This is a genomic window from Paenibacillus sp. G2S3 (assembly GCF_030123105.1).
In the GTDB taxonomy this organism is placed as follows: domain Bacteria; phylum Bacillota; class Bacilli; order Paenibacillales; family Paenibacillaceae; genus Paenibacillus_AQ.
Genome location: NZ_CP126095.1, coordinates 619,426 through 639,499 on the forward strand (window position 1 = coordinate 619,426; position 20,074 = coordinate 639,499).

General features: G+C 45.6%; 17 protein-coding genes. 11 read left to right on the forward strand and 6 right to left on the reverse strand.

Going from position 1 to position 20,074, the window contains the following annotated elements; genetic code table 11:
• Positions 1-30 precede the first annotated feature (30 nt).
• Both QNH28_RS02830 and galU read left to right on the forward strand, forming a co-directional pair.
• Entirely contained in the window at positions 31-1,011 is a 981-nt protein-coding gene (locus tag QNH28_RS02830) for a glycosyltransferase family 2 protein (RefSeq protein ID WP_283910076.1), read from the forward strand.
• Positions 1,012-1,031: 20 nt separating this feature from the next.
• A complete protein-coding gene (gene galU / locus QNH28_RS02835) occupies positions 1,032-1,943 on the forward strand; it encodes a UTP--glucose-1-phosphate uridylyltransferase GalU (protein ID WP_283910077.1) in 912 nt (303 codons plus the stop codon).
• 372 nt (positions 1,944-2,315) lie between these two features.
• Here the strand turns inward: galU and QNH28_RS02840 are convergent, their stop codons facing one another.
• From QNH28_RS02840 to QNH28_RS02850, 3 genes are all read right to left on the reverse strand, one after another.
• Positions 2,316-2,882, reverse strand: coding sequence for an FAD-dependent oxidoreductase (locus QNH28_RS02840; protein WP_283910078.1), 567 nt, complete (start codon positions 2,880-2,882; stop codon positions 2,316-2,318).
• A 108-nt stretch (positions 2,883-2,990) separates the two neighbouring features.
• On the reverse strand, positions 2,991-4,574 hold the full coding sequence (locus tag QNH28_RS02845; RefSeq protein WP_283910079.1) for a sensor histidine kinase: 1,584 nt from the start codon (positions 4,572-4,574) through the stop codon (positions 2,991-2,993).
• On the reverse strand, positions 4,571-5,254 hold the full coding sequence (locus QNH28_RS02850; RefSeq protein WP_076116779.1) for a response regulator transcription factor: 684 nt from the start codon (positions 5,252-5,254) through the stop codon (positions 4,571-4,573). The genes QNH28_RS02845 and QNH28_RS02850 overlap by 4 nt, the downstream gene beginning before the upstream one ends.
• 463 nt (positions 5,255-5,717) lie before the next feature.
• Between QNH28_RS02850 and QNH28_RS02855 the strand changes: the two genes are divergently transcribed.
• From QNH28_RS02855 to QNH28_RS02865, 3 genes are all read left to right on the forward strand, one after another.
• Positions 5,718-6,881, forward strand: coding sequence for a glucose-1-phosphate adenylyltransferase (locus QNH28_RS02855; RefSeq protein ID WP_283910080.1), 1,164 nt, complete (start codon positions 5,718-5,720; stop codon positions 6,879-6,881).
• Between the two features lie 122 nt (positions 6,882-7,003).
• Positions 7,004-8,107, forward strand: a complete 1,104-nt coding sequence (gene glgD / locus QNH28_RS02860; protein WP_283910081.1) for a glucose-1-phosphate adenylyltransferase subunit GlgD — start codon at positions 7,004-7,006, stop codon at positions 8,105-8,107.
• Between the two features lie 99 nt (positions 8,108-8,206).
• Positions 8,207-10,639 carry a glycogen/starch/alpha-glucan phosphorylase gene (locus QNH28_RS02865; protein WP_283910082.1) on the forward strand — a complete coding sequence of 811 codons (2,433 nt, stop codon included), beginning with the start codon at positions 8,207-8,209 and terminating at the stop codon, positions 10,637-10,639.
• Positions 10,640-10,727: 88 nt separating this feature from the next.
• Here QNH28_RS02865 and QNH28_RS02870 read toward each other — a convergent pair whose 3' ends face one another.
• Entirely contained in the window at positions 10,728-11,207 is a 480-nt protein-coding gene (locus QNH28_RS02870) for a GAF domain-containing protein (protein WP_283910083.1), read from the reverse strand.
• Positions 11,208-11,435: 228 nt separating this feature from the next.
• On the opposite strand from QNH28_RS02870, the gene QNH28_RS02875 reads away from it, so the two are divergent.
• From QNH28_RS02875 to QNH28_RS02885, 3 genes are all read left to right on the forward strand, one after another.
• Positions 11,436-11,708 carry a hypothetical protein gene (locus tag QNH28_RS02875; protein WP_042123906.1) on the forward strand — a complete coding sequence of 91 codons (273 nt, stop codon included), beginning with the start codon at positions 11,436-11,438 and terminating at the stop codon, positions 11,706-11,708.
• A 273-nt stretch (positions 11,709-11,981) separates the two neighbouring features.
• Complete coding sequence (locus tag QNH28_RS02880) at positions 11,982-12,542, forward strand: GNAT family N-acetyltransferase (protein WP_283910084.1); 561 nt, start codon at positions 11,982-11,984, stop codon at positions 12,540-12,542.
• 24 nt (positions 12,543-12,566) lie between these two features.
• Complete coding sequence (locus tag QNH28_RS02885) at positions 12,567-14,075, forward strand: MDR family MFS transporter (protein WP_283910085.1); 1,509 nt, start codon at positions 12,567-12,569, stop codon at positions 14,073-14,075.
• 112 nt (positions 14,076-14,187) lie between these two features.
• Here the strand turns inward: QNH28_RS02885 and QNH28_RS02890 are convergent, their stop codons facing one another.
• The gene (locus tag QNH28_RS02890) at positions 14,188-14,655 is read right to left on the reverse strand and encodes a MarR family winged helix-turn-helix transcriptional regulator (RefSeq protein ID WP_042123913.1); all 468 of its coding nucleotides are present in this window, start codon (positions 14,653-14,655) and stop codon (positions 14,188-14,190) included.
• 345 nt (positions 14,656-15,000) lie between these two features.
• Between QNH28_RS02890 and QNH28_RS02895 the strand changes: the two genes are divergently transcribed.
• The 3 genes from QNH28_RS02895 to QNH28_RS02905 all read left to right on the forward strand — a co-directional run bounded on the left by QNH28_RS02895 (position 15,001) and on the right by QNH28_RS02905 (position 18,546).
• Positions 15,001-16,344 carry an MFS transporter gene (locus tag QNH28_RS02895; protein WP_283910086.1) on the forward strand — a complete coding sequence of 448 codons (1,344 nt, stop codon included), beginning with the start codon at positions 15,001-15,003 and terminating at the stop codon, positions 16,342-16,344.
• A 202-nt stretch (positions 16,345-16,546) separates the two neighbouring features.
• Complete coding sequence (locus tag QNH28_RS02900; RefSeq protein WP_283910087.1) at positions 16,547-17,287, forward strand: ABC transporter ATP-binding protein; 741 nt, start codon at positions 16,547-16,549, stop codon at positions 17,285-17,287.
• The gene (locus QNH28_RS02905) at positions 17,284-18,546 is read left to right on the forward strand and encodes an ABC transporter permease (protein WP_283910088.1); all 1,263 of its coding nucleotides are present in this window, start codon (positions 17,284-17,286) and stop codon (positions 18,544-18,546) included. The genes QNH28_RS02900 and QNH28_RS02905 overlap by 4 nt, the downstream gene beginning before the upstream one ends.
• Positions 18,547-18,627: 81 nt before the next feature.
• Here the strand turns inward: QNH28_RS02905 and QNH28_RS02910 are convergent, their stop codons facing one another.
• Complete coding sequence (locus QNH28_RS02910; RefSeq protein ID WP_283910089.1) at positions 18,628-19,896, reverse strand: BaiN/RdsA family NAD(P)/FAD-dependent oxidoreductase; 1,269 nt, start codon at positions 19,894-19,896, stop codon at positions 18,628-18,630.
• Between the last annotated feature and the right edge of the window lie 178 nt (positions 19,897-20,074).

The window sequence follows — 20,074 nt, forward strand, 5'->3', positions numbered from 1 at the left end:
TCAGTATTCAAATTTAAGGAGGAGCTGCTCATGAGTACCAACGTGCGCTATTCCATTATTATACCAATGTTTAACGAAGAGGCAGTTATTCAGGAGACTTATCGTCGGATCAAAAAAGTAATGGGTTTAACGGGTGAAGTGTATGAGCTAATCTTCGTGAATGACGGGAGCACAGACAATTGTGCCCAGATGATTGAGGAATATAGCTACTGGGATGAGAGTGTGAAGCTGATCGATTTGTCTCGTAACTTTGGACATCAGATCGCCATTACTGCCGGAATGGATTATGCCTTAGGAGATGCAGTCGTCATCATTGATGCCGATTTGCAAGATCCGCCGGAACTGATTCTGGACATGATTGCGGAATGGAAGAAGGGTTATGAAGTTGTATATGCCAAAAGGATAAAGCGAAACGGAGAATCCTTATTCAAAAAGTGGACGGCCAGCCTATTTTATAGAGTGCTTCGTTATTCAACCGATATTTCTATCCCTGTGGATACGGGGGATTTTCGCCTCATAGATCGTAAGGTCTGCGAAGAGCTCAAACGTCTGCCGGAGAAAAATCGATTCGTACGCGGTCTGGTCAGCTGGGTCGGTTTCCGCCAAAAAGCCATTGAATATGAGCGTGATGAACGTCTGGCTGGAGAGACAAAATATCCGCTGAAGCGCATGATCAAGCTCTCCCTGGACGGAATTACCTCCTTCTCTTATAAGCCACTGAAGCTGGCAGGATACCTTGGCGCATTGCTATCGGCCTCCGGTTTCCTATATCTGATGTATGTGCTTTATCTGGTGATCTTTACGGATTCAGTCGTTAAAGGCTGGGCATCAATGATCGGAATCACACTAACCTTTAATGGCTTTGTACTCATTATGTTAGGGATTCTGGGTGAGTATGTGGGCCGGATTTATGATGAGACTAAGGGCCGTCCGCTCTATATTGTCCAAGAGTTCTATGAAGGTAAGAAACAGCAGGATGTTCGTGAGCAGCAAGTCCTACATCGTCAATAAATGCAAGGGAGGGATTCGGTGTGAAGATTAGAAAAGCGGTTATTCCCGCCGCGGGCCTAGGCACTCGGTTCCTGCCTGCAACTAAGGCACAGCCCAAGGAAATGCTGCCCATTGTGGATAAGCCGGCGATTCAATACATCGTAGAAGAAGCTGTTCGATCCGGTATTGAAAGCATCATTATCGTGACGGGCCGCAACAAGAAGTCGATTGAAGATCATTTTGATAAATCAGTGGAACTGGAACAGACGCTATTGGAAAAAGGAAAAGAGGAGCTGCTTCGTGAAGTCCAGGCGATTAGCGAACTAGCTAGCATTCATTACATTAGGCAAAAAGAGCCGCTTGGACTAGGTCACGCCATCCTTTGTGCGGAACAGTTCATTGGGGATGAGCCCTTTGCAGTTCTGCTAGGTGACGATATTATGGTCTCGGAGGACCCGGCGCTGCTGCAAATGATGCGATTGTATGAACAAGAGGAGCAGACCATCGTCGGTGTTCAGCAGGTGCCACGGCAGGAGGTTCATAAATATGGGATTATATCCTCGAGCGGCTCACTAAATGGAGTTCATGAAGTAAAAGGATTGGTGGAGAAGCCTTCCCCGGAAGCAGCACCTTCAGAAAATGCTATTATGGGACGTTACATTTTGGAGCCTTCGATATTTTCGGTGCTGGCTAAGCTCGAGCGTGGAGCAGGCGGCGAATATCAACTGACAGATGCATTGCATGAAGTATGCCGGAATGAAGGTCTGCTGGCGCTGGATTTGATCGGACAACGTTATGATATCGGCGATAAATTTGGCTATATTCAGGCTACGCTGGAGGTCGGATTGATGCGTGAGGAGTTGCGTCCATTATTAGTTCCGTATTTGCAGAAGCTGGCGGCTAGTCTGAAGGAAAATGAAGAAGTGGGGGCGTTACCTTGGGGTACACGCTAGTGATTGAAGGAGACTGTTCCAAACAACCTTAACATCGTCTTCGGCGGCGGTGGGATGATGTTTGGGGCAGTTTTTTTGCGTGTGGCGTTTAAAGGGCAGGTGGGGATGGACAATTAAGTGTACTTTATACAATTAAAAATCGCATCAAACCGCTACGAATCGATGTAGTTGCACTTTATACACTTAGTTCTTTAAAATCCAATGGAAATACTCTTTCCATCTGTTTTTAGTTGTATAAACTACACTTAAAAGAGTCATAGAGGGGCTAAAGTATGAAATAGCTGCACCAAATGCAGTTATATTATGCAATATAAAAAATCCGGAGGACAGATTCCTAAGAATCGTCTCCGGAGCTATGTTTAAATTCATTGATTAAGCCTTTAATACATCATGATCCACGTAACGTGCACCATTTAACTCACTAATCACGTTAATCGCTACCTTCGCGCCATCGCCTGCCGTAATAATGGCATGTACACTTACTCCGGCAACGGTCCCTGCAGCCCAAATGCCTTCAATATTTGTTTTGCCTTCTGGGTTAACAGCGACTACTGTTTTGATTCTTGGCTCTGTACCATCCTTAGTCTCCACGCCAGCTTTAGCGGCTAGATCCGTAAGGGCGCCTGTTGCAAGAATAACATGTTTGGCTTCATAAATGATCCCATCTTCGGTTTCGATGACGAAACCGTTGCCGCTAGAAGTGAGGTTGATAGCTTGTTCAGAAACTAGCTCAGCACCAAATTTGACGGCTTGCTTATGTCCGGTTTCTACGAGATCAGGACCGCCTACTTCGGAAATTCCATAAAAGTTCTCAAACCATCCTCTGCGTGTCATGCCCTTATCATTGTCGATCAGCAGCGTTTTTTTGCCCGCCTTGGCGGCGAACAGGGCTGCGCTTGCACCGGCAGGACCGGCTCCAATTACGGCGATTTCGTACATTTTTTGACCTCCTCAAAGTTTTGCGGAGCGTGGCTCCTTAGAATGGACAACATAGCAAAACTGGCATCGTAGACATAGGCTTAAGTCTATCATCTATTATAACGGTTGTTACTCTCTCTTGGCTAATCCTTCCTCGCAAGGAAGGGTAACCCTAAAGGTTGTTCCCTCACCGAGGGTGCTGCTTACACTAATCTTGCCGTGATGTGCCTCCACGATAGACTTTGTAATTGAAAGACCGAGTCCAGATCCACCGTATTTACGCGTGCGTGAGGAATCGCTGCGGTAGAAGCGATCGAAGATATGCGGGATATGCTTTGTAGAGATTCCGCAACCATTGTCCCGTACCGTTAGAATGGCTTCATTTCCTCTAGCATGTAAAGAGAGAGATATGCTTCCAGATTGTGGATCGGTATGTTGAACTGCATTGTGAAACAGATTCAGAATCACCTGCTTGATCTTATTGGGTTCATATTTACCATGGATGCCATACGAGATATCAAATGTAACCTTGCGCTGGTCCGCCAACAAGAGCAGATGGGGCTTCATTTCGGAAATCACCTCTCCGAGAAGCAGATCCGTCATCCGTAGTTGGGGAGCGCCATCCATCCGAGCGAGCAGCAGCAAATCCTCCACCAGCTTGTTGATCCGTTTCGATTCACCGTGCATGCTCCGCAATGAATTGTATAACTGTTCTTTGTTGTCTGCAGCGCCTCGCAGTAAGACCTCCAGAAAACCATGAATCGAGGTCAGCGGCGTTCGCAGCTCGTGAGAAGCATCGGCAGCGAAGCGGCGCATCTGTTCCTTGGCTTCCCGTTCATTATGAAAGGATATTTCAAGACGCTCGAGCATACCATTGAATGAATGAGCCAGCTTGTCGATCTCAGTCTGTCCTTGGTTAATTGGAAAACGGATATCCAGATTCCCGGCATCAATGATCTCGGCGGACTCGCCCATATTTGAGAGAGGAACCAGCGTCTTTCGAAGGGCAGGCAAGTATAGGAAGAAGCCAGCCATTAAAGCAACCACTGACAAACCTGCGTAGATCATCAATTGCTGCAAGATTACATCCGTAAGCGGTCCTGTATTCACACTCATTTGAAGTAGCAATCTAGGATTTCCAGGTCTATAGAGGTTCACGAATATGGCTAGATGCTCAGTGCCGTCTTCGCCCTCTATGAGCTTGTAATTTCCTGTTGCTCTATCCGTGGTATGAATGAGTAGATTATTGTACTCCTCATTCGTTAATTTAGGCGCGGCTGATTCAGATAAAGTCATTTGCTGTAAGTCTCTGAAAGTGCCATCCGAGCTATAAATTGCGAGGGTTGTATGGGCATCCAGCAGGAGTGGACGCCTATTCTCACCGGTTCGTAGACCCTCTGGAATTTTATTCTGGCCGTTTCTTTCACCCGGCAAATTGCCATTATGCTCGGAGTTTTCCTCATTCGGAGTTGTAGTATCCTCGTCATAGGAATTGAAAAAATTGAAAAACATCTCACGGGGAACAGAACGTATTTGCGCTTCCATAGACTCCGCTCTATTGCTGTATATGAAATCCCGCATGAGTATATATTGTAATACTCCGATTAGCAGCAGCAATCCTGATAGAATGAGCAGCGAAATGGCTAGCAGCTGCTTGCGCAGAGAACGTGGTGCAGGCAGCCTACGAAACCATTTAGAGATGCGCGTACTCATAGATCCACCCGGTAGCCTGCTCCCCGCAGGGTACGGATAATACGGTGCTCCTTATCCCCGAGCTTCTCGCGAAGCGATCGGATATAGACCTCAACAATATTTTCCTCACCGCCAAAATCATAGCCCCACACCTTATCAAGAATCATAGGCTTACTTAATACAAGGCCGTGATTGATAACGAGATACTGCAGTAACTCGTATTCCGTGGGGGAGAGTTCAAGCACTTCCTCCTTGAAGCGAATTTCTTTTCTGCGGCTGTCAATTCGGAATGGACCGCAGCGCACCTCGCCGAGCAGACCTGGAAACTGATTGCGTAGCCGCGCTTGAATTCGGGCAAGCAATTCGTCGAAGCTGAAGGGCTTGACCATATAATCGTCAGCACCAATAGTGAGACCCTTGACTCGATCGTCCACTTCATCCTTTGCAGTTAGCATAATGACGGCTAATTCCGTCTCCTCCGAGCGCAGGTAATGACATAACTCGAATCCATCCATGCCGGGCATCATGACATCTAGGATGGCTACATGTGGCTTGAACTCAGCGGCGACCGAGATGGCTGTAATTCCGTCGGGTGCGGTTCTGACTTCGAATCCTTCATTGAGGAGGCCCAGCTCCAGAAATTGTAGTATATGAGGCTCATCATCTACGAGCAGTAGTCGAACGCCTTGAGCTGCTTTCATCATAGGTACCTCCAAATCAGTGATAGATAGCTACATTATGACATATTCGGTTGAATGTTTGCTGAAGATCCGTCCCTATGCTTTACGATTAAATGAGCCTTTTTTCTTTCGTGATGATTCAAAGGGGTTAATTTAGTTATAAGTAATATTAATGTGTTTAATAACAAACAAGGTTAAAAAATCCGGATTTTTGGAAATGTGATAAAGGGTTTTGACGGCGGATATAGAACACTTTACAATAAGGATAATCTCCTGATTTTGGTGAAAGTTACCCATTTTAGGTTAGATTATTCGTTCGTGTTAAATCTTCTTCCACGCTTTTTTCAACTTTGTCCATCTTCCTATCAAGGCTCATTTCTTTCAAGTGTATTTCTTGTTAATTCACTTCTTTCTGGAACTTCTGTTCATTCAACCTGTGCTTGCTGAAACTTCATATTACCCATAAGTCAAGGGAGGCGTTTCCATGAAGAAAAAAGAAATGGTAGCCATGCTATTGGCTGGAGGCCAAGGCAAAAGATTGAAAGGTTTAACCAAATCGCTTGCCAAGCCCGCTGTTTATTTTGGAGGGACCTATCGGATCATCGACTTCCCTTTAAGTAACTGCTCCAATTCAGGGATTGATACAGTTGGTGTGCTGACTCAATATGAGCCGCTCATACTGCATTCTTACATCGGAGTAGGCAGCGATTGGGATTTGAACCGTAAGAACGGTGGGGTATTCGTATTGCCACCGCATGAACGCGAGAATGGAAGCAGCTGGTATCGGGGAACAGCCGATGCGATTTATCGGAATCTTAAGTTTGTGGATCAGTTTGATCCAGAGCATGTTCTTATTCTGTCCGGTGATCACATTTATAAAATGGATTATCATGCGATGCTTCAATACCACAAGGAAAGAAACGCCGATTGCACGATTTCTGTCATTGACGTTCCGCTGGAGGAAGCAAGCCGATTTGGAATCTTGAATACGGAGGACGATCTGAAAATTTACGAATTTGAGGAGAAGCCCTCTCAACCCAAAAGCACGTTAGCTTCTATGGGCGTGTATATCTTCAAATGGGAGATTCTCCGCAAGCATCTATTAGAAGACGGGGAAAATGTGGGTTCTTCGCACGATTTCGGCAAGGATATCATTCCATTAATGCTGGAGGACGGAAACTCCTTATTTGCGTACCCTTTTGAAGGATATTGGAGAGATGTAGGTACAATAACTAGCTTATGGGAAGCTAATATGGATTTGCTGAGCGATACCCCGCCACTTAATCTAAATGATCCCAGCTGGCGCATTTTTACACGTAATCCGAATCAACCTGCCCAATATGTCGCTCCAGGGGCGAAAGTGTCAGGCTGCATTATTAATGAAGGCTGCATTGTGCACGGAGAAGTGAATCACTCGGTCCTCTTTTATGGCGTAGAAGTGGGTGAAGGAAGTGTAATTACGGACTCCGTGATTATGCCTAAGGTTAAGATTGGCAAGAACGTACGCATTCATAAAGCGATTATTAGTGAGAATACGGTAATCGACGATTATATGGAAATAGGCATCGAACGGGAGAATGAGAATGAAATTCTGCTGATCGACAATAAAAGCAAGAAGCGAAAATCAGTAGTAGCCAAAACCATATAATCAAGCTAAAACGCCTTCGGCGTCCTTCTAGGGACGGTAAGCGTTTATGCGAGATTTATAAGGATAAAGTATATCGTGAAACTTATACTTTCTTATAAATTATAAGAGGACGGTGGATTCCGATGAAGCAACTCATGGGTGTAATTAATCTGGATCATGAACTCGACAAACTAAATGAACTCACTTATTTCCGCTGTGGTGCAGCCGTACCTTTTGCCAGTCGTTATCGGTTGATTGATTTCGTGCTTTCTAATATGATGCGTGCAGACCTGGAGAGCGTTGGCCTGTTCGTCCGGCGTAAATACCGTTCGCTTATGGACCATTTGGGTGACGGAAAATCCTGGGATATGAACCGCAAGCATGGGGGATTATTCATTTTGCCTCCAGACTGGAACGATCCAACGGATACTTCCCTTGGGGACTTACAGCATTATCATAACAATCTGGATCTTTTTAAACGGGGATCTGCTAAATATATCGTGTTTTCGGGCAGCCAGCATATCAATACGATCAATCTTCAGGATTTGTATAGTTACCATCTGGAGAAGGGTGCCGACGTTACAGTAGTGTATAAAAAGATTGAGGAACTGCAGCCAGAACATGATCTATGCCAGCGTATTGAAGTAGACGAAGAGAATAAGGTGACTAATATCCATCATGAGAAAGACCATCCTAATTTATATCTGGATATCTTCATTATGGAGAAGAAGCTGTTCTTGGAGCAGGTGGAGCATTGCATTGCGCATGGAGAAAGCTATTTTTTCCGTGATGTAATTCAGAAGAACCGACACAAATTTAATATCGCCGCATACGAATATCATGGCTATCATGCCGTAATTAATTCATTAGAGAGTTATTATAAGAACAGTTTGGAGCTGCTCCAACAGGAGAATTACTTCAGTTTGTTCAAAGAAAGTCCGGTACAGACGAAGATTAAATATGAAGCTCCAACCCGATACTTGGAGAGCGCGAATGTCAGCAATTCACTTGTGGCTAATGGCTGCATTATAGGTGGAACGGTGGAGAATAGCGTGATCTTTCGGGGGGTTCAGGTCCGTAAGGGAGCGAAAATCATCAACTCAGTAATTATGCAAAAGTGCATCATCGAGGAGAATGCTGTTATTGAGAATGTGATTATGGATAAGGACGTACATTTAAGTAAAAATAGAATTCTCGTCGGGGATAGTAAACGTCCATTTGTCATCGCCAAGAGCAGTAAGATATAAACAAGTGGATTAGATAAAACCAAACAGTATAACCTATTTGATCTAAAGGCATAGTCTAATGCATTCCCAAAAAAAGCTTTTGTCAGGAGGAACCTGCTGTTGTTTAACGATAAAGAAACTTTCAAACAGGTGTTTCGCGAGACGCTCATCAGTAAATTAGGCAAACCTTTGGAGGAAGCCTCGAATGCTGATGTCTATAAGATACTAGGCAACATGATTCGCGAGAATGCTGGGAAAAATTGGGCGAATACCAATCAAAAGTACAAGACGGATAAGGATAAGCAGGTATACTATTTTTCTATGGAGTTTCTGATCGGAAGACTTCTGGGGAACAATCTGCTGAATATGGGCGTGCTGGAGGTTGTGCGTGAGGGACTGGCCGATCTTGGGTTCTCGTTGCAGGATATTGAGGAAGAAGAAGCGGACGCTGGGTTAGGGAATGGAGGACTCGGTCGTTTGGCTGCCTGCTTCCTGGATTCACTTGCTTCCTTGCAATATGCGGGACATGGCTGCGGCATACGGTATAAATATGGCCTATTCGAACAGAAGATCGTTGACGGGTATCAGGTGGAACTGCCTGATTACTGGCTGCAGAATGATAATGTATGGGAAGTGCGCCGCGAAGACAAGCAGGTTGAAGTTAGGTTCTGGGGGGTTATTGAGACCCGCGAAGAGAACGGGCGGCTTATCTTTGATCATACGCAATATGAGGCTGTGCGTGCAGTGCCTTATGATGTCCCTATCATTGGTGCAGATCGCCGGCATGTGAATACACTGCGTAACTGGAGTGCGGAATCCATCACTCAGCCCTCTAGAACCTTTGGTTCTTTTGCCGGAACGGACTATCATAAGTTCTTGGAATATAAGCGTTCTGTAGAATCCATTTCGGAGTTTCTATATCCAGATGACTCTCAATACGAAGGCAAGCTGCTTCGCCTGAAGCAGCAGTACTTCCTCTGTAGCGCGGGCCTGCAAAGTATTCTGCGAACCTATGCCAAGCTTGGGCTCCCTATAGAATCGCTGCCAGACAAGGTTGCTCTTCATATTAATGATACACATCCAACACTCGTGATTCCTGAATTAATGAGGATTCTGATGGATGTACATGGTTTAGGATGGGATGAGGCATGGAGTATCACGACGCGCATGGTCTCTTATACCAATCATACGATTCTGAGTGAAGCGCTGGAAAAATGGCCAATTCAAATGGTTAGAGAGCTACTTCCACGTATTTTTCTCATCATTGAAGAGATCAATGCCCGCTTCTGCGGCGAGCTGATGAGTCGTTATCCTGGTGATCAGGACCGAATCTCACAGATGGCGATCATTCATGATGATCAGGTGCGGATGGCACATCTGGCGATTGTAGCTAGTCATAGTGTTAATGGAGTGGCGGCACTGCATACGGAAATATTGATGAAGCGCGAAATGCGACTTTTTAATGAAATGTATCCACACCGTTTCAATAATAAGACGAACGGAATTACCCATCGGCGATGGTTGCTGCATGCCAATCCAGATCTGGCTAATTTGATTAATCAATCGATTGGGACCCGTTGGGTGAGCCATCCTCAAGAAATGATTGGCTTGATTAAATATTGTGAGGATGCTTCCTTCCAGGAACAAGTAGCCAGTATTAAGCGCCAGAATAAGCTTCGTCTTGCAGAGTATATCTACAGTAAGCATTCAGTACATGTTGATCCTGACTCTATCTTTGATGTACAGGTGAAACGTCTGCATGCCTACAAGCGCCAGTTGCTTAATATTTTGCATATTCTGCATTTGTATAATCAAATCAAAGATAATCCTTCGATGGATATGGTCCCACGCACGTTTATATTCGGGGCAAAGGCAGCGCCAAGTTATCATTTGGCAAAGCGGATTATCAAACTGATTAATACAGTAGCGGAGGTAGTCAACAAAGATCAGGATGTTAAAGGGAAAATTCATATTTTTTTCCTTGAAAATTATTCGGTATCCCTAGCAGAAAAGATCATTCCTGCAGCGGACATCAGTGAGCAGATTTCTACAGCCAGCAAAGAAGCATCCGGTACCGGGAATATGAAGTTTATGATGAACGGTGCATTGACGGTAGGGACGATGGATGGCGCAAATGTAGAAATGCATGAAATGGTGGGAGACAACAATATGTTCCTGTTCGGACTTCGTGCTGAGCAGGTCATGGATTACTACCAGCATGGCGGTTATCATGCGCGTGATATTTACAACGGGGATAGTCGTGTGAAAGAAGTGCTGGATCAGTTAATCAAACCAGGACCCATCTGTTGTCATGCTACGGAGTTTGAGAGCATTTTCCACTCTCTTCTGGATAATAACGATGAATTTTTTGTGCTTAAAGATTTCGCTAGTTACGTTGAGACACACGTCGAAATTGATCGGGCATACCGCAACCGGCAAGAATGGCTGAAGAAGTCCATTATTAATATTGGTCATTCCGGTAAATTCTCCAGCGATAACACAATTAGTCGCTATGCAGCGGAGATTTGGAATATAAGCCCGGTTCGACTGTAAGATTATCAGAAAAAGGCTGTCTTATAAGTAGGTAACGCCTACAAATGAGACAGCCTTTTTTCTTATGGGATATAAAACGAAGAAATTTTTAGATAGCTTCCGATACTAAAGCTGCGAACCGCTCCAGAAACCGGCGTTCTTCATCATCAAAGCGATCCTTGAGCGGACTGTCGATATCAAGTACGCCAAGCAAGCGATCATCCTTTATTAAAGGAACAACAATCTCGCTGTTAGAGGCTGCATCACAGGCAATATGACCTGGGAATGCATGCACATCTCCTACTACAAGTGTGCGCCGCTCTGCAGCAGCCGTTCCGCACACCCCGCGAGATAGCGGAATTCGAATGCAGGCAGGGAGGCCTTGAAAAGGTCCAAGCACTAGCTCCTTACCGTCAAATAAATAAAAACCGGCCCAATTCGTATCCGGCATTGCGTGTTTAAGTAGTGCTGAAGCATTAGCCAGATTGGCTGTGGCACTTGGTTCGTCCTTCATCAATGCTTCGAGTTGGATTAGAACAGCTTCAAACTGCTCGCTGCGCGTTCCATCATAGGGCATAGCTTGAAACATGAAGCATCACCTTCCTGTACTTTAAAGTCAATATGAAACCATAACTGTAACTAACAACATAGTACAGCTATGCGGGGTACGTCAAGACACAACATTGTTTTGTGATATTTTGGAATGAGTTATGATCCCCCTGATAGTGCTGAACCCTTGTGATGATGTTTCCAATGAACGGTCATAGGGTAATGCAAGAGTAAATACCGAAGGCTTTGTAGCCAGAAGGAGTGGAATATGCGCGCCGATGTACAGAACTTGTTCATAGGAATTCACATGCTTTATTGTGCACATGATAAAGATGTGACGATCTCGGAGATGCTGCTCGGACTGGAAGACATGGGGTATCGAGTAGGTGAACGCGAAGTGAAACAGGAATTGGAAAAGCTGACGCTGGACAACTTTCTGACTGCACACAGCGAAGGGTACAGTATTACTGGTACGGGGATTGAAGAGTTCAAGGATATTCGTGCCAAACTTCAGGTGTTGTGTAGTGAAGTTGTGAATTGACGGAATGGAATCATTAATAGGTAAAGTTTTTAAAAAGCGTTTGGATCAAGCGGTGAATGCGCCGCCTGATCCAGACGCTTTTTAAAATATAAGAAAGTATAAGTTTTACGCTATATATTATCCTTATATTTCTCGTATAAACGCTAACCGTCCTTATGGGGACGCCAAAGGCGTTTTTGCTTGCATGTAAGATGTTAAAGAAATTAGAACTTTTAGCTTAAGGATATACTCATGAATGATGTATAATTGATAAGTTGAAGGGGGCGCGGAGAATTGTATTTATGCAATGGAGTGACACCTACACTGATCGGTAAAAGATTAAAATTATGTGCTATGACTACTGAACATGCTTCAGCGTTATTCCAGGTTTGGTCTCATCCGGAAGTTTCTCTCTGGCTGGGTGCACCGGCATTATCCTCTATAGAAGAAACGAAGCAGCTTATCAATCTTCTATCACAGATGGCTCAGGAAGAGGAGAGCTTACGTTGGAGTATTATTGGACCCGGGGAGGAAGTCATTGGTAGCTGTGGTTATAACCATTGGCAGCTTCAGGGAGCTTACCGTGGTGAAATAGGCTGTGATCTGTCGCCTGCCTTTTGGGGGCTTGGATATATGAAAGAAGCGCTGGGGCTTGTACTCGATTTTGGCTTTAATATTATGGGCTTGAATCGGATAGAAGCGCTCTGTCATCCTGATAATATCCGTGCGGAGAGGCTGGTATATGCGCTTGGATTTCAGAAGGAAGGCGTATTGCGTCAATATCGGCAGATCGCTTCCGGCTTTCAGGATGCTGCTCTCCATACTCTATTGCGCGAGGAGTGGCAATCCACTTAATACATAAAGAGAGGGTTTGGAACATTGAAGTCAACAGGGGATTTAGAACGCAAACTGATTTTAACAGGGGTACTACTGGCCACGTTTCTGGCCGCAATTGAGGGAACTGTAACAGGGCCAGCAGGGCCGGCGATTGTAGGCGAATTTCAGGGGATGCAGTGGCTGAGCTGGATTTTTACTTCATATTTGCTGGCAATGGCTATTACAACACCTATTTTCGGCAAAATCAGTGATCTGTTCGGACGCAAGCCTGTATTCATGTGGGGAGCGGCTGTTTTTTTATTAGGCTCATTATTATGCGGCATATCGCAAAGTATGGAACAGCTGATCCTGTTTCGTGCGATACAGGGGATCGGTGCGGGTGCACTTATTCCAATGACCTTTACCATCATCGGTGATATTTACAGTATTGAAGAAAGAGCAAAGACACAAGGGCTGCTAAGCTCTGTATGGGGGATTTCCTCTTTGGTAGGGCCACTGCTTGGTGGCTATGTGGTAGATTACTTAAGCTGGCGCTGGGTTTTTGTATTCAACCTGCCATTTGGTGTGTTGGCAATGGTATTTATTGCGCGCTACCTGAAGGAAGAAAAGGTGCGTCGGAAGACACAGATCGATGTGGCAGGCGTTCTTCTTTTCGCAGCAGGCATGGGTGCTCTACTCTTTGGACTATCCACGGGAGGGCAGAACCTGGCATGGACCTCTCCGTTACTACTCGCAATACTGGGTGCAGCAGTTATCCTGTTAATCCTGTTTCTGTTTGTGGAGCGCCGTGCACCAGAGCCTATGCTTCCACTAAATCTATTCTCCAATCGTAACATCGCGGTATCAACGGGTGCTAACCTGCTGGTAAGCACATTAATTATTGGACTTTCTACGTATATCCCTTTATGGGTTCAGGGCGTTTCTGGAAAAAGCGCTGCGATCTCAGGCTTGCTGCTTGCACCAATGTCTGTAGGTTGGATGTTTGGGTCAATCGCAGGCGGACGGATGATTCTGCGAGCGGGTTCTCGCCGAACGGCAATGCTTGGATTGATGATGATTGCTGCCGGAGCTATTGGTCTGGTTTTCTTGACTGGAGAGTCTTCGCAGCTAATTCTCTTATGCTTGATGCTAGTCTGTGGGGTAGGCTTCGGATACTCCTCTACGGTCTTCACGATTATCGCTCAGTCCTCGGTTGCCTATGATCAACGTGGTGCGTCCACGGCGCTTAATGCGTTTACAAGGTCACTAGGTCAGACCATTGGGGTGGCTATCTTCGGTTCATGGCTGAACTTGAATATTGATCAGCTGTTGCGAAAACAACCGGATTCAAACGTTACAGGTGATGACATTAATAAGCTGCTAGGCTCCCATACAGGAACTAACCTGTCCGGTGAAGTATCAAACAGTTTACGTGGTGCACTTGAAGGGGGACTTCATTCACTATTTATCGTGATGGCAGTTTTCGCGGTTATGTCACTAGTTATATCTTGGGGTTTGCGCAAGGGTGTTCCTTCAGTAGAGGATGCTACGTCATCTTTGAAAAAGGCATAACTCATTTTTTGACACATAAAGAAGCCCGACCAGGCGTTTGCCGGTCGGGCTTCTTCGTGCGATAACAGCTTGTCTAACAAATATGAAGTAAAAAGCAGCCTAGACTCTAGCTCTACTTACGGGGAAGAGGGGAAAGCTTCTCAGCTTGCAGCCCCATCTTCTTGAGCAGAGTGATCATTTGTTCCTTCTCTTCATCATTCAGTCCGCTGAAAGCAAGATGAAGACGCTCTGAGTATTTCGGATACATCTCATTCATGAGACGTTCGCCTTCCGCGGTCAACTCTGCGAAAATCACACGACGATCACTTGGACAAGGCTTGCGTTGCAAATAGCCGCGTTCTTCGAGCTTGTCGATAACGTAAGTCACGTTGCCGCTTTGTAGCAGCAGTTTGGCGCCGATTTGTTGAATGGGCTGTGGTCCCTTATAGTACAACACTTCCATGACGGCAAAGGCAGTAGGATTAAAACCTTCAATTTTGCTGCCGGTAACAGCATGCTCATTAATGCTCTTAAAGGATTTGGCAAATACCCGGTACAAATGTAATGTCAACTGTGTATCACGTTCATAAGATTGTATCATGCTTCTCCACCCTTTATCGTTAATCATGTGAACTCGTCGCACGTTGTGTAATCATATTTATTAGTGCACGGTTTACCTGTGCAACGAACTTTGAGATAACAATAGAATACGTGAAAGATCGAATGAAGAACATGTGATTTGTCACAATGAGCAACTTTTAATTATTAAAAATCAAACAATTTTTTGAAGATGTTGAAATTGAATGTTTTTTTACTTCAGTCTCTGAAAGGATATCAATTTCATCCCCTGGTTCAAGTGCTATTTACGCCTCCAGACGGATGAATGACGATCTCCAATATTTTACTATTATTTCATCGAGAAATAGTAACGGGGAGTGAAGTGAGGGTGGAAGAACAGCTTATTCATGATTCAAAAGAAAATAAGCTAACCGCGAATAAGCCATTCATGTTGCTTATCGCGGCACAGCTTGTATCGAATGTAGGAGACTGGTTGCATATACTAGCACTGCTGACGATGGTAGGATTCAAATGGAATGCTACACCGTGGGAAATTACGGCTATATCTTTATGTATGGCAGTGCCTTTGCTGTTAGGAGGTCCGTTTGCCGGCTATTTAAGCGACCGTTTTAACCGCAAGGCACTAATGATTGGTTCGGATATAGCCCGTGCAGGGGTTGTTATTGGTTTGGTATTTGCAGGCTCGCTGTGGCAGGTTTATGTGCTGCTGCTGGCTAAGGGATGTATGGATGTGCTGTTCTCTCCGGCCAAAAGCGGAAAGATTAAGGAGCTTGTTCCTGCAGCTCAGATGGATAAAGCAATGGCGCTTAGCTCATCGATAGAACAGATAACCAAAATTGTAGGTCCAGCCCTCGGCGGACTTCTGGTTGCAGCCTTTGGTATAGCTGCTTGTTACATGATTGATTCTGCTACGTTCCTCTTATCAGCGATTATTTTGCTTGGGTTACCGCGCATAGCTGCGACAAAAAGGGAAGACGCGGAAGCAAGTACGGGTGAGACGGAGGTACGTAAATCCTTCCGCCAAGAAATGTCGGCGGGTCTGCATGTGATTGCGGGAATGCCTGTAGTGCTATGTGGCATTGTCATGTTGGTACTGGTGCTGCTTATGCTGCAAATTGGTGACTCTCAGATTGTAACGTTATTCCGGGAGATTCCAGGTGTGAACGGAGATTTGCTGGGTTGGTGTGTAGCAGCCAGTGGCTTTGGAACCTTGCTATCTGCACTACTTGTAAGCCGATTAGGCAGTGGTAAGCATCCGCTCATTTTTATGGGATTAGGGGCTGTAATCATGGGTATTGTCTTCTCGAGTGCAGGGATCGTAACTGCTCATGGTCAAGCCGGAATCTGGATGAACATTGCTTTGTTTGGGTCCTTCATGTTTGCTGGTGTGGGTGCAGGACTAGCGTTTATCCCCTTCAATTCAATGCTCCAGCAACGGACACCTGCTGAATACACGGGTCGTGTATTTGGAACCATAGGCAGCCTGACAAGCGCAGCTGTTATTCTAGGACCTGTAGCCGGTGGAGCCTTAGTGACAGCATCGGGCCCGGTGTCTGCTTTTATTCTATCTGGTTTGCTTACAGGATTGCTGGGGCTGGGGCTGTTAATGCTGCGTGGCAAAATTGAGCGCAGGGATGAAGCGGCGATCAAGAAGCAGGAAGAAATAGTAGCAATGAATAACATCGACCTTGTAGGACAGACCTCCCTTTAATGGGAGGTTTCTTTTGTTCGCTATTGCGCAGGGCTTAAGTTATTATTGTAAAAAAAGCAGCTTGATTATTTTCAGGAAAAATATATAGTACGATTAGATAAGTTGCGATAGCCTCTGTTGATCATTTGAATATCATTCATATACGTAATAGAGAATGCAATTTATAATAGTACCTATTAGAAGTATTTAGGAGATGGAGAGTATGGAGAAGGTAGATACAATGGTGGATACCGAGAGCTACGACGACATTGTGCTCGATGTTGAGATCGATGAAGCTGGCTATGAAGCGGGAGATCCTTGCATATTCGATATTTCTTTTCAGGTAAAGCGAGGTCAATTGCTCGGTTTGATCGGACCTAATGGTGCTGGAAAAAGTACAACCATTAAGACCCTGCTTGGTTTGCTGAAAAACACCAAGGCTAAAGTGTCTTTTAGTGGAGTTAATAAATCTTATGCCTATGTACCGGAGCAGCCTGTGTTTTATGAGGATTTGACGTTGTGGGAGCATTTGGATTTAGCGGCCGCTGCTTATGGACTGAAGTACGAACAGTTCGAAGAAACTTCAGAAAGACTGTTGAAGCAGTTTGGTATGGGCCATGTGCGCAATGATCTTCCAGCTGGATTCTCTAAGGGCATGAAACAAAAAATGATGCTAATGCTTGGATTCTTGGTACAGCCGGATGTTTATATTGTGGACGAGCCTTTTATCGGTTTAGATCCTCGCGCCACTAAAGATTTCCTGCGACTGCTGGAAGCGGAGCGGAAGCGCGGGGCTGGTGTATTAATGTCCACGCATGTGCTGGATACAGCAGAGAAGATATGCGATGATTTCGTATTGATCTCCGGGGGAAGGGTTGCCGCCTCAGGAACACTCGAAGATATACGTGATTATGCTGGACTGCCGGAGGCGTCGTTGTTTGATTGCTTCGACGAACTGACATGAGTAAGCAGGGACAGCGGGCGTTTGCTTTTTCTAACGCCAAACAACTATTCAGACGGCGGCTATTCTCTCATTGGCGTGAGCAATCCGCTATTATCCGTACGGCGGCTGATTGGACCGTTCTCTTATATATTCTTATTCCAGGGGGATTGCTCGGAGGGCGTTTGTATTATGGATTCTGGAATGAGGCGCTCCCGGCTTGGAGTATGAATTTGCCGTTTATGTTCATTCCTTCATTATTAGTGCTCCTGATCTGCAATGGGGGATTGGTGTTATTATTGCAGGAAGGGGATCTATTATTTCTTAGACAACGGCAGCGATGGATTCATACGATCGTATTTCGCGGATTAATCTACAGCCTGATTGTAACCTCGCTGAAGTTCTGTGTAGCTTTTGCACTGTTGTTGCCCTTTCTGATTAGGGGATTTGAAATGACGTCAACGGAGGTATGGGCACTGTTCGCGCTGACCTTGGCGTGCAGCTGGTGTGTGAAGCTACTGGGACATCTTGTAAAAGTACAGAAGCAAGGTTGGCGCCGCTGGTTGTGGCTCTTTCTGGCGATCTCCGTCCCGAACGCTATTTATTTCAGAGTAGCCAGCCTTTGGAATGATCGCCCGCTCATCATATTGCTGAGTGCGGTTGTATTTACAGTCGTTGCAATAATTGCTTTCCGGTGGCGCTTACTGATGCGTGGGACATTTATGAACGATGTGCGTGAGGATTACAAGCAGAGAATGAAGATTGCAGCCATATTGCTACGCAATGTTCTCGATAAACCTCGTCCAACTCGCCATAAGCCGTGGATTTTCCGGAAGTCACAGCCTTTGCTTAAATCAAAGACTGCTGAGAGTCGTTTCTCTGCGGCAGCGATTAAGGCACTCGTACGGAATCCGGCCCATTTGAAGCTTTACTTAGCTTTTACAGCTGTGTCTGCCGTAGCAATCCTTATTATTCCATCGGGATTTAAATGGCTGGGATTTGTAGTCTTAACATCGCTTATGACTTTTTGGTTGTTCTCGTTCTGGTCGTTGTTTGTTGGTGATGATTACATTGGGATACTTCCATTTACGAAAGAACAAAAGGCTGAAGCGGGTATGCATGCGGTCCCTATTTTATTGCTTCCCTTTACAATGATTACCTCCGCACTAATCTGTCTCTCTTTATATGGATGGTGGGGGATCATCCTGTTCGTTCCGGTTGGATACATGGTCGGACTCTTTATCAGCAGAATATTTGGTACGTTCCGATTAGGGAAAGATTGATTGATAGATAGATTAAAAAACAGCGTGACTTGAGAGGCCTCTCAAGTCACGCTGTTTTTAGTTGCATCGTATTAGCTAAGATTAGCTAAGGCGAAGGTCAGCAGCATGTTTACCTGCTGTATACCCAGTAGAGAACGCGGCTGTTATATTGTAGCCACCAGTGTAGCCATGGATATCGAGTACCTCTCCACAGAAGAATAGCCCTTGCATAAGCTTGGATTCCATTCTCTTGGGGTCGATCTCCTTTAGATTTACTCCGCCGCCCGTAACAAAGGCTTCGGACAGAGAACGAGTACCATGAACAAAGACGGGCATCCGTTTCAAGATACCAGCTAGCGCAAGCAATCCATTCTTGGAGACGTGATGGCCTGTTGTATCCCCATCCAGCTCAGCTTTAGCCAACAAGAGGGGGATGAGACGTTCTGGCAGCAGCCCCTTCAATGAATTGCGGATCGCTTTCTTCGGCTCCTGGTCCAGCTTGTCCTGCAGTAGTGATTCCACTTCTGGCGAGTTCAGATCAGGGAAGAGGTCGATGGACATTTCGACAGTGTCTGTGCCGGATTTACGCTGGACCTGTCTCAGAAATTGGCTGCAGCGCAGTGCAATTGGGCCGGATAGTCCAAAATGGGTGAAAATCATATCTCCACGATGAGAGATAACCTTCTTTCCTTTTGGATTCCAGACCGTAAGCGCCACATCGCGTAGCGACAATCCTTGCAGCTCACCAGACTTGATCCACTCTTCGCGTGAAAGAATCGGAACCTCAGTCGGAAACAGCTCTGTAATTGTATGGCCTGCGGCTTCTGCCCACGGGTAGCCATCTCCAGTTGAGCCGGTCTGCGGCACTGACTTCCCTCCGGTGGCGATGATGACAGCAGCAGTGGAAATCGTTTTGCCCGAGCGCAGCTGGACGCCCTTAACAGCCCCTTCTTCATATATTATATGTGACACAGGGCTGTCCGTCATAATCTGCACGCCTAGACTCCGTACTTTGTTAATTAAGGCAGAGACGACGCTGGAGGCCTTATCGGAAACGGGGAACATCCGCCCGTTGTCTTCTTCCTTTAATGCAATACCTAAGCCTTCAAAAAAGGCAATGATGTCTTGATTATTAAAATGGTCAAAGGCGCTATACAAAAAACGTCCGTTTCCCGGGATATGGGAGATTAACTCATCTCTCTCCTTGACGTTCGTTACATTACAGCGTCCGCCACCAGATATCCCGAGCTTTCTTCCTAGCTTGGCTCCCTTATCGATTAGCAGTACGGATGCCCCGTGTTCTGCTGCGGCCACGCTTGCCATCAATCCCGAAGGGCCGCCCCCTATGACGATCACATCGTAGTTGCTCATGAAATTTTACCCCTTTACATTGTTAAGACACGGGTGTTACTTCGTGTTTTCCTAACGAAATCATACCATTCTGACTGTCATGTAACCAGTCTTGTTCACTCACTTGGTTATAATCGTTGTCAGGAGAGTGATCCTGTGCTTTAATCTAGACATGTAGGGTAATTTGTCCATTTTGGGG